At 33.6% G+C, this 14,488-nt stretch carries 15 protein-coding genes; all 15 read left to right on the forward strand.

Going from position 1 to position 14,488, the window contains the following annotated elements; genetic code table 11:
• The 15 genes from NZ698_RS09550 to NZ698_RS09620 all read left to right on the forward strand — a co-directional run bounded on the left by NZ698_RS09550 (position 1) and on the right by NZ698_RS09620 (position 14,485).
• Positions 1-1,071 carry a type I restriction endonuclease gene (locus tag NZ698_RS09550; protein WP_263002883.1) on the forward strand — a complete coding sequence of 357 codons (1,071 nt, stop codon included), beginning with the start codon at positions 1-3 and terminating at the stop codon, positions 1,069-1,071.
• A gap of 11 nt (positions 1,072-1,082) precedes the next feature.
• Entirely contained in the window at positions 1,083-2,348 is a 1,266-nt protein-coding gene (locus NZ698_RS09555; protein WP_263002884.1) for a PH domain-containing protein, read from the forward strand.
• 18 nt (positions 2,349-2,366) lie between these two features.
• Positions 2,367-2,651, forward strand: coding sequence for a hypothetical protein (locus NZ698_RS09560; RefSeq protein ID WP_263002885.1), 285 nt, complete (start codon positions 2,367-2,369; stop codon positions 2,649-2,651).
• 38 nt (positions 2,652-2,689) lie between these two features.
• Positions 2,690-3,052: a DUF6804 family protein gene (locus NZ698_RS09565; protein WP_263002886.1), complete on the forward strand. Its 363-nt coding sequence runs from the start codon at positions 2,690-2,692 to the stop codon at positions 3,050-3,052.
• 6 nt (positions 3,053-3,058) lie between these two features.
• On the forward strand, positions 3,059-3,466 hold the full coding sequence (locus tag NZ698_RS09570) for a hypothetical protein (protein ID WP_263002887.1): 408 nt from the start codon (positions 3,059-3,061) through the stop codon (positions 3,464-3,466).
• A 5-nt stretch (positions 3,467-3,471) separates the two neighbouring features.
• Entirely contained in the window at positions 3,472-4,815 is a 1,344-nt protein-coding gene (locus tag NZ698_RS09575) for a beta-carotene 15,15'-monooxygenase (RefSeq protein WP_263002888.1), read from the forward strand.
• 9 nt (positions 4,816-4,824) lie between these two features.
• Positions 4,825-5,715: a hypothetical protein gene (locus NZ698_RS09580; protein ID WP_263002889.1), complete on the forward strand. Its 891-nt coding sequence runs from the start codon at positions 4,825-4,827 to the stop codon at positions 5,713-5,715.
• Between the two features lie 95 nt (positions 5,716-5,810).
• Positions 5,811-6,518 (forward strand): response regulator transcription factor, encoded by a 708-nt coding sequence (locus NZ698_RS09585; protein WP_263002890.1) that lies wholly within the window; start codon positions 5,811-5,813, stop codon positions 6,516-6,518.
• 3 nt (positions 6,519-6,521) lie between these two features.
• Positions 6,522-7,931 (forward strand): sensor histidine kinase, encoded by a 1,410-nt coding sequence (locus NZ698_RS09590; RefSeq protein ID WP_263002891.1) that lies wholly within the window; start codon positions 6,522-6,524, stop codon positions 7,929-7,931.
• A gap of 145 nt (positions 7,932-8,076) precedes the next feature.
• Entirely contained in the window at positions 8,077-8,574 is a 498-nt protein-coding gene (locus tag NZ698_RS09595) for a hypothetical protein (protein ID WP_263002892.1), read from the forward strand.
• Positions 8,575-8,607: 33 nt separating this feature from the next.
• Entirely contained in the window at positions 8,608-9,456 is an 849-nt protein-coding gene (locus tag NZ698_RS09600) for a YoaK family protein (protein WP_263002893.1), read from the forward strand.
• A gap of 419 nt (positions 9,457-9,875) precedes the next feature.
• Positions 9,876-11,654 (forward strand): DNA mismatch repair endonuclease MutL, encoded by a 1,779-nt coding sequence (gene mutL, locus NZ698_RS09605; protein ID WP_263002894.1) that lies wholly within the window; start codon positions 9,876-9,878, stop codon positions 11,652-11,654.
• 5 nt (positions 11,655-11,659) lie between these two features.
• Positions 11,660-12,430, forward strand: coding sequence for a rhomboid family intramembrane serine protease (locus NZ698_RS09610; protein WP_263002896.1), 771 nt, complete (start codon positions 11,660-11,662; stop codon positions 12,428-12,430).
• A gap of 3 nt (positions 12,431-12,433) precedes the next feature.
• Complete coding sequence (locus NZ698_RS09615; RefSeq protein ID WP_263002897.1) at positions 12,434-13,426, forward strand: endonuclease/exonuclease/phosphatase family protein; 993 nt, start codon at positions 12,434-12,436, stop codon at positions 13,424-13,426.
• Between the two features lie 21 nt (positions 13,427-13,447).
• A complete protein-coding gene (locus tag NZ698_RS09620) occupies positions 13,448-14,485 on the forward strand; it encodes an endonuclease/exonuclease/phosphatase family protein (RefSeq protein ID WP_263002898.1) in 1,038 nt (345 codons plus the stop codon).
• Positions 14,486-14,488 lie beyond the last annotated feature (3 nt).

Here is a 14,488-nt window from a genome sequence, read left to right on the forward strand (position 1 = left end):
ATGGATCTTAAAATTAAACTTGAACAATTACATCAGAAAGTTGTAGGACTAAAAGATCAGATCGGAACAGAAGAAGCTACAAAAAACGCTTTTGTAATGCCTTTTATTCAGATTTTAGGTTACGATATTTTCAATCCTACAGAAGTAATTCCGGAACACATCTGTGATATCGGAACAAAGAAAGGAGAAAAGATAGATTATGTTATCAGAAAAAATGATGAACCCATTCTTATCATAGAGTGCAAACACTGGAAAGAAAGCGCAGATGCTCACAACTCTCAGCTTCATCGTTATTATCATGTTTCAAAATCAAGATTTGGAGTTCTTACCAATGGAATCATCTATAATTTTTACACAGATCTTGAAAAGCCAAATATTATGGATGAAAAACCTTTTTTCACCATTAATATTGAAGACATTAAAGATAGTTCGATAAAAATATTGGAGAGCTTTACCAAAAAAGATTACAATCTCGAAAGTATCTTAGACTCTGCGGAAGCTTTGAAATACATCAGAGCTATCAGAAATGAATTTGAGAAAGAAATCGAAACTCCTTCGGATGAATTGGTCAAAATGTTGGTCAGTCGATTTTTTAATAGGCCGCTCATTGCAAACCGAATGATCGCTTTTAAAGAATATACCAAAAAAGCACTGACCACATCAATCAACGAGTCAATTAGTTTTAGACTAAAATCTGCATTAAGCATCAACGAGCAAATCGAAAAACAGGAAGAAAAAGTTACAACTTCAACTCCTATTGATGAAAATAATGATTCTAAAATCGTTACAACCGAAGAAGAACTAGAAGCTTTTCAAATTGTAAAAGCCATTTTGAGAGAAAAAATTCCTTCTGAACGAATTGCTCATAGAGACACTTTATCATATTTCGGAGTTCTGCTTGATGATAACAACAGAAAACCACTTTGCAGATTCCATTTTAATACTGCAAATAAATATTTGGAAACTTTTCATCATGGTAAAGACGCAGGAGAAAAAGTTTTGCTGAATAGTCTTGATGAAATTTATAATTTCAGGAATGAACTTCACAAAACATTAGAAAACTATTCATAAAACTTATAACCATGAAAACTTTTTTATTGATACTGAAAATTTTACGTTGGTTTTTCGGAGCTTTATTTTTTCTTTTGTCATTGGGTTTACTATTGGAACAAAGCTTTATCGCTTCTGTAGTAACTTTAATATTTACAATATTTCTACTTCCATTATCAGGCGATTTCATTATAAATAAAATAATGAACCTTGATGGAACCAATAAAATCTTACAAACAATAAACTATTCTGATCTCAATACTATTTTGCCAATCTACAATCAAAATGTATTAAATCGTAAAAAACCATTAAGTAACAAGCTAAAAATAAAAGTCGGGAAAAAGATTTACTATAATACTTTATGCTATGCAGTTTCAGATTTTAATCTTACTCCGAATGAGATAATTAAGCTAAATGAGATCAAAGTATATTTCAATTTATCCGATCAGCAAATATTTCTTGAAAAAAATAGAATTTCAGAAAAAACTGTGAAAAATTTAATTCAGAAATGTTACTCAGATCAGGTATTGACCGATTCTGAAAATCAACAAATAACAAGCGTGTCTAACTTTCTTCAATTTCCACCAGACAAAACTGAAGCAATCAAAAACAAAATTGCCTTTTCATTATTTAATAAAATTCTTGAAGAAAAGATATCTGATAGACGTCTTTCTCCTATGAAAGAAACGGAATTGAAGCAGACAACAAGAAACTTGAAAATTGATCACCAGAATATTAAAAATTTTATCTCTGAAAGAAAAATTAAAAGTTTACAACACGCTAAACTATTATGGAATTTAGATCATGGTATTTTTCCGCTCGTCTACAATCCTCCAATAGTTTTAAGCAGAGATGAGCAATGCTATCTGAGTATTAATGCCAATCTCATTGAAAATAAATTGGTTCATAAAGGCTATTCGAGTACAAGTTCTAGCGTTTCTTTTAGAGTTACGAAAGGAGTAGGTGCAAGAGTTGGCGGCGGAAGATCCCGTCCTATAAAAGAAAACGTGACACAGATACATCCCGGAACTTTATTTCTGACAAATTCTAGAATAGTTTTCAATGCTGGAGGAAAAAGCTTTCAAATTCCCTTTTATAAGTTGATTTCTCATGATATACGGGGAGGAAGTTTCGAGTTTGTTGTTCAAAACAAAAGCTACTTATTACGCTTAAATTATAATGAAGCCGAAATACTTTCACTAGGATTAACCAGCTGTATCAGGCAGCATAGAAATGCCAATGATCATGTAAAAGCACAAGCGATGAGAGAAAAATCTATGAATGAAATTTTTATATAAATAATTAACATTAAAACCATGAAAAAACTACTATTTACAAGCCTTTTAGGTTTAGGCTTATTATTACCTGCAACCATTTTTGCATCAACAAACAACACAACTTCTACCACCGAAATGTCTTTTTCAAAAGGAAAGAAAAAGAAAAGCAAGAAGAGCAGAACTCGAAAATCAACTTCATCAAAAAGCCGAGGTTGTACTTTCAATGGTCACACCTTGTACGTTGGAAAAAGAGGTGGATGTTATTATATGGCGGGAAGCAGCAAAGAATATGTAGACAGATCTTATTGTTCAGGCTGTAACTAATTCACAATAAAAGTCCGGCAAATTTTAAAACTAATTATATGAAATACCTCATCATTATAGCATCACTATGCTGTTTCATCGGCATTATTGATCTACCAATTGGCTATTATACTTTTCTTCGGATCATCGTTTCGTTCATGTCATTCGTGATTATTGTGAATGAGTTTAAAACCAGAAGATTTTGGTTCATCGCTTTCGTTTTGATCTTCATTCTTTTCAATCCGATTGTTCCGATTTACCTTTATTTAAATCCATTTTGGATTTTCATTGATTGCATTGTCGGACTTTTATTGCTCTACTATTTCTACAGTTTAGTTCCGAAGAAAAAGATAAAAGAACCGGAAACAATTGACATTCAGCATCAGGAAATCCCACGAACAAGAGACCGAATAATTAAATAAAAAACTATGGAAACACTACAAATACCCGAAAATCTTAAAGCTCATTTTTTAAGATTATATCAAATGGCAATTTGCGACGATGATTTTAGTCCGCTCGAATTGAAAATGCTTTACAAATCTGCTGAAGAAAGAGGCATTTCGTCAAAAAACTTAGATGAAATTCTTTTAAATCCAATTAATTCAAAATCTCTGATTCCTGAAACTATCGAAGAAAAAGTAGAATATCTCTACGATCTCACGGTAATGATTTGGGCAGACGGAATTGTCACGGAAAATGAATATTCTGCTCTCAAAAAATATGTCGGAATGTTCGGCTTCTTAGAAGAAAACGTACAAGATATTGCCGATTATTTCATCGAAGGAGTAAAGAATGGAAAAACCAAAACCGATATTCTTAATGACTTAAAAAACTGATCACTATGAATGCCATGACCTCAAATATTAAAAATCTTTTCAGATTAAAAACTGTTCCGGTTGATGAAAATCAAAATCAGCTTCCGACAACTGAAACGGTAAACATCGAAGAAACAGAAGAAAGCCGAAAAAGAACGTATCACGAATCCGGCTACAGAGACGGAACAAGAAACAGCGGAAATCATACTGCCTTATCAATTTGCCTTGATGCAATTTATTCTAAATTTCAGAACGAAGAAAAACAACTCGTTGAAAAACAGAGTAAACTAAAGGAACCTTATCTCAATGAACAAAAAAACAAGGAAACAGAGATCAAAGGACTGACAGTTTCTTTAGATAACAAAGAAGAAAAGCTTAACAACATTGGTGAAGACATCAAAAATGTTCAGGATAAAATTGAAGGTCTGAAATTTGAAATCAACGATCTTCCAAGAAATCCCGAAGCGTACAGCGTAAACGCAACAAAAGGTGCTTCCACAAAATTCTGGATCGGTTTGATTCTTCTGATTCCGATCAGTCTGTATCTTTTCACTTTTTATATTTCGACTTCGTATTCTGCGTTTTTCAAAAGTTTTGATGCGAACGGAAATATTATTCAGAGTGTTTTGGATGCGCAAGCTTTCAACAAAGCTTGGGATGAAGGTCCGCTTGAAGGAGCTTTTGTGACGCTGATTCCGTTTGTGTTTTTAGGTTTGGGATATTTGATCCACATGTTTGGCGAAAATAAAAGTTTTGGCAATTATGCTAAAATCGCACTATTATTCATTATCACATTTGTGTTCGATGCCATTTTAGCCTATGAAATTGAATCTAAATTGTACGAACTCAACAAAACTTTTGAATCTCTCCCATTCGATCTCAAAATAGCATTTACAAAAAATCAGTTTTGGGGAATTATTTTCGCCGGGTTTATTGTCTACATTATTTGGGGACTGGTTTTCGACTTTGTGATGAAAGAGCATAAAGAAAAAGATAAGATCAAAAACGAGCAAATCAGAAGACAAAAAGATATTTTGATTCATCAGGAAAGAATTCTTGATTTTGAAAAAGAGAAAGAAGAAGTCAGAAATAGTATTGGAAGTATCAAAGAACTAATTGCCAAAGCAAAAGGCAGAATCGAAGAACTTCAGAACATTATCGATGGAGTGATTATTCCTACAAAAGATTATAAACTCTACGCTTCGGAATATATGCAGGGTTGGATCACTTTTATGAGTGAAAAATTAGCCGTTTCTCAATCAGTAAAACAGGAAATGATAGAAGAATGCAAGAAACAATACAACTACAATCTCAATAAAGTAGGTGCAAATTCCGACAGTCAGAATTCTGTTTATATGTCAGTTTTATAAAAATTAATTATGAAAAAAATATTTTACTTTATCATTGTGTCCGCTTTTTTCATTCAATGTGGAAAGACACCAAAAAATGATTCCGAAGATCCGATTCAGATTAAAGACACTTCAAATTCTAAAAATTTAAATGTGAGTGTATTAATCGATCTTTCAGACAGAATCGATCCTGAAAAAAATCCAAATCCGACAATGGAATATTTCCAAAGAGACACGGAATACATCAAAGCCATCGAGAAAGGATTTTTAGATCACATTAAAAGCAAAAAAGTCATTCAGCTCAACGATCAAATGCAGGTATTCTTTAATCCTGAACCTTCTGATCCTAAAATGAACCAACTGACAAAAGAGTTGAAAGTTTCTTTTGATAAAAACACCACGAAAGAAAACATCAAATTGGTTGAAAATAAATATTCTTCGTTGCCAATGCAGATTTATGAGTCGGCTATAAAAGATAAAAAATATGTCGGTTCAGATATTTGGGATTTTTTCAAGAATAAAGCGAAAGATTACTGCATCAAAGATGATCATAGAAATGTACTTTTCATTTTAACTGACGGTTATATTTATCACAAAGATTCCAAATTTTCTGAAGGACAAAAAACCTCTTATCTCACTCCGGAACTTGTGAAATCTTTAAAACTAAATTCTTCGGAATTCAAAAATAAAATTCAGGAAAAAGGTTTAGGCTTTATAAAAGCAAATGATGATCTTGATAATCTTGAAGTAATCGTTTTAGGGATCAATCCCGCAAAAGGAAATCCTTTCGAAGCCGATGTCATCAAAGAATACTGGGAAAACTGGTTTAAAGAGATGAAAATCAAAAACTATCAGATAAAATCTGCTGATTTACCTTCTAATTTAGAACCGATTATTTTAAAAGCAATTTCGGGTAAATAAAACACTTTTAAGCATATCATTCATTCCAAAGACGAAGTTTTCTTCGTCTTTTTCGTTTATTATCTTTTCCCTATTTTTGTGAAACTCGTTGCATTATGAAAAAAATTGTTCTGATCGAAGATGAAACCAGCGTAGTTTCTTTTATTAAAAAAGGGCTTCAGGAAAAGGGATATGAAGTTTCGGTGGCTTTTGACGGTCGCACCGGAGTCAGTCTTGTGCAGGAAAATGATTTCGATCTGGTCATTTTAGACATCATGCTTCCCGAAATGAACGGATTGGATGTCTGCAAAGAGATCAGAAAAACCAACAAACACGTTCCTATTCTCTTTTTAACGGCATTGGGAAGTTCCGAAAATATTGTTCTCGGCTTGGAAAGCGGTGGTGATGATTATTTGGTAAAACCTTTTAAGTTTATCGAATTGGTTGCCAGAATTAAATCATTATTACGAAGAAGCGTTCCTATTTCAACTCCCGAAATCACAGAGGATGAAACATTTAACGAATATCTTTTTCAGTTTTCAGATCTTAAAGTGAATGATTATACCAAAAAGGTAACGCGCGCAGGAGAAGAAATTTCTCTGACCACTACAGAATATAAATTATTAATGTACTTCCTCAATAATCCTGAAAAAGTAATCTCAAGAGCAGAAATTCTGGATGCAGTTTGGGGAGTTAATTATGAATTAGGAACCAACGTTGTGGATGTTTACGTCAATTATTTAAGAAAGAAAATCGATAATCAGGATGACAAAAAATTGATTCATACCGTAATAGGAATGGGTTATGTTTTAAAGAAACCATAGAAAATGCCTAACAAAGTAATGACAAATCAGACCAAAACGATGGTGCTTTTGATGGTTGTTTTTATAACCGTTATTTCGCTGTTTGGCGGCTTGGTTTATTTTTCGATTGTTAATTTTTCGCATCAGAGGTTTTATGAATTACTAAAAATTCGTACCACAACGATTGTGCAGATTGAGAAAAGCAAAGCAAGTCTTGATCTTCCGGAAAATCATATTCTAAACGGCTTAAATGACGAAGAACTTCCGATGGAACGTGATTATGTTTTTGCAGTTCCTACGGATTCAAACTTTAAAAACATTTCCAAAGAAGTTCATATTCCAGATACTTTTTTTAAAAATATTATCCGAAAAGGGGAAGCCAATTATAATGATAAAGAGTTTTATTATATCGGTCAGTCTTTTAGATTTAATCAAAAAGACTACATCGCAATTGCCTCTGCAAAGAATCATTATGTGGTTTATTATCTCGGATTTCTGAAAAGAACAATTATTACCTGTATGGTTCTGTCGATTTTCTTCAGTATGATTTTTTCTTTTTATTTGTCTAAAACGTTATTTAAACCTATTCTTAAAATTACAGGAAAAGTAAAGCAGATCAGTTCTGAAAATCTTCATTTAAGATTGGAACCTCAACCAGATAATAAAGAATTGAATGAATTGATCGACACCTTCAACACGATGCTGACAAGAATCGAGACTTCATTTGAAACGCAAAATCATTTGATCGGAAATGTTTCTCACGAATTGAGAACGCCACTTACGTCAATTATGGGAGAAGCCGATGTTGCCCTATCTATTAACAGAACCGCGGAAGAATACAAAGAAACCCTGGAAATCATTCTTGACGAAGCTGAAAAATTAGATAAAAAAATAAAAGCCCTTCTACTGATTGCACAAACCGGTTTTGACGGTAAAATTCAGAAAATTGACAGGGTAAGGATTGATCAGCTTTTGTGGGACGTTATTGAAACCCTGCGAAAAATCAATTCTAAAAACAACATCTATCTTGATATCAGTATGCTTCCCGACAATCCTAAAAAACTGAAAGTTCAGGGAAATGAGCAACTGCTTCATCTCGCCGTAGCCAACATTATCAATAACGGATGCAAATATTCTGATTTCCAGCAGGTGAAAGTTTCGCTGGGAGCCACAGATACAGATGTTTATATCATCGTAAAAGACAACGGAATCGGTATTCCCGAGTCTGAAATGGACAAAATCTACGATCCTTTTTTCAGAGCTTCCAATACCAAAAATTACGAAGGATATGGCATCGGTCTTCCACTTGCCCGAAATATTGTAAGAATGCACAATGGCGAACTGATCGTAAGCTCACACGAAAATCAGGGGACGACTGTACAGCTGCGTTTTCCTACTATTTTTGGCACTCAACAGGAGGAAAAGCAATCTTAGCTTTAAAACGAAGCATTTTTCTAAAATGAAATTCTAATCTCATTTTAATCTCTTTAATTACATTTTAATTTTATTCCAAACGTCTTCTAATCTTACAGATATAGTTTTGTATTATCAAAATAGGTAATCACTAAATCTAAAAGATATGATCAAGACCATTTTAATCGCAACAGACTTTTCTCTTGAATCTTTAAACATATTAAAAAAAGTCTTAAAAGAGAAAAATTCTACAGAAGAAGACACACAATACAACATTCTGCTTGTATCGGGTTATGATATGGGAGATTCTATCAGAGATCTTTTATTCAATACCAAAGGAACGGTTTTCAACAAAATCAGATCAAAAGAATTTTGCGATGCTTACAGCATTATTAAAAATAAATATCCGCATTTAGTCAATAAAATTGTCTGTGATATTTTCACGGGAAGTTTCCAAAGAGCTTTTAATAATTATTTGAAAGCAGAAAATATTGAAGAAGCTTACTACACATCATCCTTGAAAGATAAAAACACCAAAGGAAGATTTGATCTCGCTCCTTACATCAAAAAAGCAAAGGATATCCAGTCAAGAGAAATCGCGCTTGACGTGCCGAAATTCATGCCTGAAAGAGGAAAGCTCGCTGAAGTCTTTGTTGAAGTTTAAAATTAAATAATAACTATTTAAAATTTAAAAAAAATGTTAAGAAATTATAGTAACAGCAGGACATTGGGAGACAATATAAGACTGGGGACGCTGACTGCTTTTACGGCAGGAACTATAAATATTGCATCTCTATTGATATTTCTTTCCTTTACCTCAAACGTAACAGGACATTACGCTGTATTTGCAGCAGAGATCAGCAAAGGAAACTGGTCGCAGGTTGCCGTTGTAGGTGCATGGATTTTCCTTTTCTTCTTCGGAAGTTTCACGGCAAACTTTTTTGTGATTAATTTTAATAAGAAAAGTAAATATTTTGCTCACGCAATGCCGCTTATCTTAGAGATTCTATGTCTCGTCGGAGTTGGCTTTTACGGACAGTTTTATTACCGAAAAACTTTGGAAGAGGCCGAAGTTTTGGTAGCCTTAATGCTTTTTGCAACAGGTTTACAAAACGGTTTGACAGCGAGTATCTCAAACTTTCTGGTGAAAACAACCCACCTTACCGGTACAACTACTGATTTAGGTATTTTAATGTCAATGTTTACCCATAAAAAATACAGGAAAAATCCTGAACTGATTGCAAGAGCAAAGCTTTTATCAAGCATTATGTCTGCATATGTTTTAGGAGCTATTTTCTCGGGATTGGTTTATTATTCATTGGAATTCAGCGTGTTTTACATCATCAGTTTATGTTTATTGGTTGTAATCGGGTATGATTTTTATAAAATTAATATCAGACATTTCAGAACCAATTACCGATACGCAAAAATCTACAACAAGCCGAACTTTATGGCATTTATGTATGATAAAATTCACGGTAGCGGAGAAGTGATGGTAAAAGAAACAAGAAAAGAAAAATCTAAACTGGTCTTGGAAGAGACTTAAAAAAAATAGCCGATTGACAGCACAAATCGTATATACTTAGTTTTGTAGCCTCTGTTTGTTTTGCAATCAGGGGCTTTTTTAATCGAGTCTTCATTTTTGAATAGCTGTCGGAACTCCCGACGGGCAGAAACAGTTTTGGTTCTCGTTGTCGGAACTTCCGAAGAAGAGAATCTAAACAGGGGGAAACAATCGGAACTTCCGACGAGGCAAACCACAACCGGTTCTTGCTGTCGGAACTTCCGACGAAGAGAACCAATACAGAGGCAGAGCGTCGGGAGTCCCGACAGACTGATCTTCATTTTTTCATCTCAATTCCTTCCGGTGATCTGTATATATTTAATAGTTAATTTTTAATTCATCACCTAATTATTTTAATTCTTATTTCCTTTGACTATTTTTGTAAGTTCATTTATCATTTTATGTCAGATATCATTCAGCTTTTACCGGATCATGTAGCCAACCAAATCGCAGCAGGTGAAGTGGTGCAGCGGCCAGCTTCGATCGTGAAAGAACTTTTGGAAAATGCCATTGACGCAGGAGCTTCAAAAATTGAACTGATCATAAGAGATGCCGGAAAGAATCTGATTCAGGTTGTAGATGACGGAAAAGGAATGTCTGAAACCGACGCGAGAATGGCTTTTGAAAGACACGCCACCTCAAAAATAAGAGCGACAGACGATATTTTTAAAATTTCTACAAAAGGTTTTCGTGGTGAAGCTTTGGCTTCCATTGCAGCTGTTTCTCAGGTAGAACTGAAAACCAAACAGGCAGAATCTCCGTTAGGAACCAATATATATATCGAAGGCGGAACTTTTCAGTTTCAGGAGCCTGTACAGACTGCGGAGGGATCTAATTTTTTAGTAAAAAATCTTTTCTACAACGTTCCGGCAAGAAGAAAATTTCTGAAAAACAATAATATAGAATTCAGACATGTCATTGATGAATTTCAGCGTGTCGCTTTGGCTCATGAGAATTTAGAATTTTCGATGTTTCATGATGACGAACCCATTTTCAGATTGAGAAAAGGAACTCAGATGCAGAGAATTGTGGATGTTTTCGGAAGAAAATTACATCCGCAACTGATTCCTATAAAAGAAGATATTCTTTGGTGCAAACTTCACGGATTTGTTGCTAAACCTGAAGGTGCGAAGAAAACCCGAGGCGAACAGTTTCTTTTCGTCAACGGAAGATTTTTTAAAAGTCCATATTTCAACAAAGCTGTTCAGGAGGCTTTTGATGGGCTGCTTTTACCGGGATATATTCCGACGTTTTTTCTTTTCCTGGAATTAGATCCTGAGAAAATTGATGTCAATATTCATCCACAAAAAACGGAAGTGAAATTTGAAGACGAGCATTTGATTTTTGCTTTAATTCGTTCTACGATTAAAAGGTCATTGGGAATTTACAATATTGCTCCAAGCTTAGATTTTGAAAGAGATCCGCAACTGGACGAGATGATGCAGAAAAGTTTCCCGAGCAAAAGTAATAATGCCGGAAACCTGAAAATGCCGGAGATCATTGTAGACCGTGATTACAATCCTTTTTTAGAAGAAAGAGAAGTAACCAAAACGGAAATTCATAATCTCACGGAAATGTATCATCAGAATATTTCTGCTGAACCTTCAAAGATCAATCTGTTTGAAGATGAAGATTTTGATGAAGATCTGATGCGGCTCCCAAACGGATATTGGCTGTTCAACAAAGGTGATCGAACATTGATGCTTGATCTTGGCAGAATGCACCGATTGCTGGTTGCAGAAAATAATAAAAACGTAAAAAAAGGCAATGTAAGTCATGCTTTGTTATTCTCTTTAGAGTATCACATGAACGAAATTGAGAAAAATAAATACCGATCCATCAAAAAATTTCTGCCGGAACTCGGGTTTGACATGAAAATTGCACATGAGAACGTGCTAAGAATTGATACCGTTCCTGAAGGATTAAAAGAAACGCAGGTGATGAAATTTCTGGAGAATCTTTTTGATATACTGGAGTACAAAACTGAAGAGGAATTTATGCAGTTTTATCACAATCAATGGGCAAAAATGCAGTCGAAATCGAGATTTGATTTTATTTACAAAGCCGATGCAGAACAAGTGATCAAAGACTTTACTGCATTAGGATTCCCAGAGTTTTTACCTACCGGGAAAAGATGTTTTTATGAAGTTCCGTTTAATGATCTTAAGAATAAATTTTAAAGCTGATGTTTAATAATATACCGCCGTTAACGAAGAATATTATCATTATAAATGTTGTTGTTTATATTGTGACCAACTTCATTCTTTACGCTTTTAATAATATAGAATTTTATTATTCATTAGCTTCATATTATCCATTCTCTCCTTTCTTTAAATCTTGGCAGATTATAACCTCAATGTTTATGCATGCTCCTATTGGTGATGGTTCTGGCTTAATGCACATATTCTTCAATATGTTTATGCTTTATAATTTTTCTTTCATGGAAAATATTTTAGGAGGTAAAAGATATCTTCTTCTTTATTTTTTGAGCGGAATAGGGGCTTATGTATTGTTTAATGCGTGGGAGTTTGTTCAGGTGGAAATGTTCGCAAGACAACTGGAAAGTCTTGGATTTAATATTTATGATTATTTTTCAGGTGAAAATCAAGCACTGAAAGGAAGTGCAGAAGAAATAGCTTCTCAAAACAATTTAATATCCAATATTATCAAGATCATATCAACTCCTTTAGTGGGAGCTTCAGGTGCAATTTTTGGTGTTCTGGCTGCATTTGCAACAATTTTTCCTAATGCTAAATTGATGATTTTATTCATTCCTTTTCCTGTTAAAGCTAAACATTTATTAATATTTACTATTGTAATTTCAATTTTTCTGGGATATAGTGATAGAGGTAGCGATGGAGGAACAGCACATCTTGCTCACGTTGGAGGCGCATTAGTAGGTTTTTTACTTGCAAGAGTATGGAAAAATCATATCAACAGATTTAATCAAATTTAACTCGTGAAAATTTTTCGCCTTATTCTCTTTATCGCCCATTTAGTATTGCTATTTCTCTTAATCGGAGTTTTGCTGAATGCATATGTTCCGCCGAAGATATTCCCCTGGTTTAATTTGTTGTCTTTAGGATTTCCTGTATTAATTATCGGATATATTTTACTTACCTTTTTTTGGATTTTTTCCTGGAAAAAAAGAGCTTTTGCATTCATGTTTCTGGGATTATTTTTTCTGAATCCTGTAAAGCGATGGGTTAATTATTCTGTTGATAAAAAAGAAACTGCTAATTTAAAGGTTATCACATTTAATATGATGGGTGGCAAACTAGGATATGATAAAATAAAAGAATACATAGATCAGCAAAATCCAGATTTGGTTTTTCTTCAGGAAAATTCATATCACAACTTTCAGTTTAAAAATCTATCTGGAGACAATAATCTTCCTGTTATTGCTTTTTACTCAAAATATAAAATTCGGAACCGGAAAAATCTTTTTGAAAATCTTAATGATGAAGATGTAACAGCGCAATGCGAAGTAGTTGACCTTGAGATTAAAGGTAAAATTTACCGTGTTATCAATGCTCATTTAGGTTCTTTTGGATTTGTTAAAAGTACGGTAAAATTAAATGGAGAAAGCAAAGAAGACGAGCAAAAGGTAAAAGATATTGTTAAAAAATTGATTCCCACATTTAAAATGCATCAAGAGCAGGTAGCGATCATCCGAAAAAGCATTGATGAATCACCTTATCCTGTAATTTTAGCTGGTGATTTTAATTCAGTTCCGAATTCTTATGAATACTATCATTTAGGAAAAGGCTTGAATGATGCTTTTTTTGAAGTCGGAAAAGGCAGCGGAACCAGTTTTCATGATTACAAATATCCTTTGAGGATTGATTTTATCTTTACTTCACCATCAATAAAACCTGTAACTTATAAGGTTGACCGTTCGGTCAAACTTTCTGATCACTTTCCTGTGATCTCAACCTTCAAACTTGATTGACTTTTATAATAAGTTTATGATTTGACTCACGTTCTTGGCAGAATTTTTGTTGCGAAAAACGCAGATCAGAGTTCTATGAAGCGTGCGTATGTATTTTTAATTTTTCATATCATATTATTTGTATTACTGTTAAGCACATTTGCCAACGCTTGGATTACTCCGCACCATTTCAGCGAACTCAATTTACTTTCCTTGGGTTTTCCTTATCTGCTTCTGCTTCACCTTATTTTTACATTAATCTGGATTTTAAAAAGAAAAAAAATCGCCATTGTTTTTGTGTGTTCAACATTCATTTTTTATAACCCTGTGAGACGATGGGTTAATTTTACTCCACAACAAATTTCACAATCTAATCAAAATGATATTAAAGTTTTAACTTATAACGTGAAATACGGAAGTGCAGGTTGGCCTACGGTAAAAAAATATATTACAGATCAAAATGCAGATATTATTCTTGTTCAGGAAAAAGATACAGCAAGAGAACTCAGAAAAGATCTGGTGAAATATCCTTCCGTAATTCTGAAAACAAAACATAAAATTTTACGCCAGAAAGATCTATTTGATGATCATTCCAAAGGAAATTCGTTTTATGCTGATGTAGAAATCAACGGAAAAATTGTACGCGTCATCAATGTATATCTCGAACCTTTCAGGCTAAATAAAAATATGCTCGGAATAGAAGACAAAAATTGTAAGAAAGAAGAAAAAAACAAAATTGCCGCGCTTTTTTCAAGATTACTTCCGACATTTAAAACTCATGAAGATCAGGTTAGAAAAATAAGAAAAGCAGTTGACAGGTCGCCATATCCTGTGATCTTGGCCGGAGATTTCAATTCTGTTCCGAACTCTTGGGAATATTATAATTTAGGCAAAAATCTTGATGATGCATTTGTAGAATCAGGAAACGGAAGCTCTACAAGTTTTCACGATTATAAATTTCCGTTAAGAATCGATTATATTTTTACATCCAGAGGCATTAAAGCATTAAGCTACAAGGTTGACTATTCTGTAAAATTATCAGATCATTATCCTGTAATTGCAGAATTTCTATTAAATTAGTTC

This window comes from Chryseobacterium edaphi, from assembly GCF_025628985.1.
In the GTDB taxonomy this organism is placed as follows: domain Bacteria; phylum Bacteroidota; class Bacteroidia; order Flavobacteriales; family Weeksellaceae; genus Chryseobacterium; species Chryseobacterium edaphi.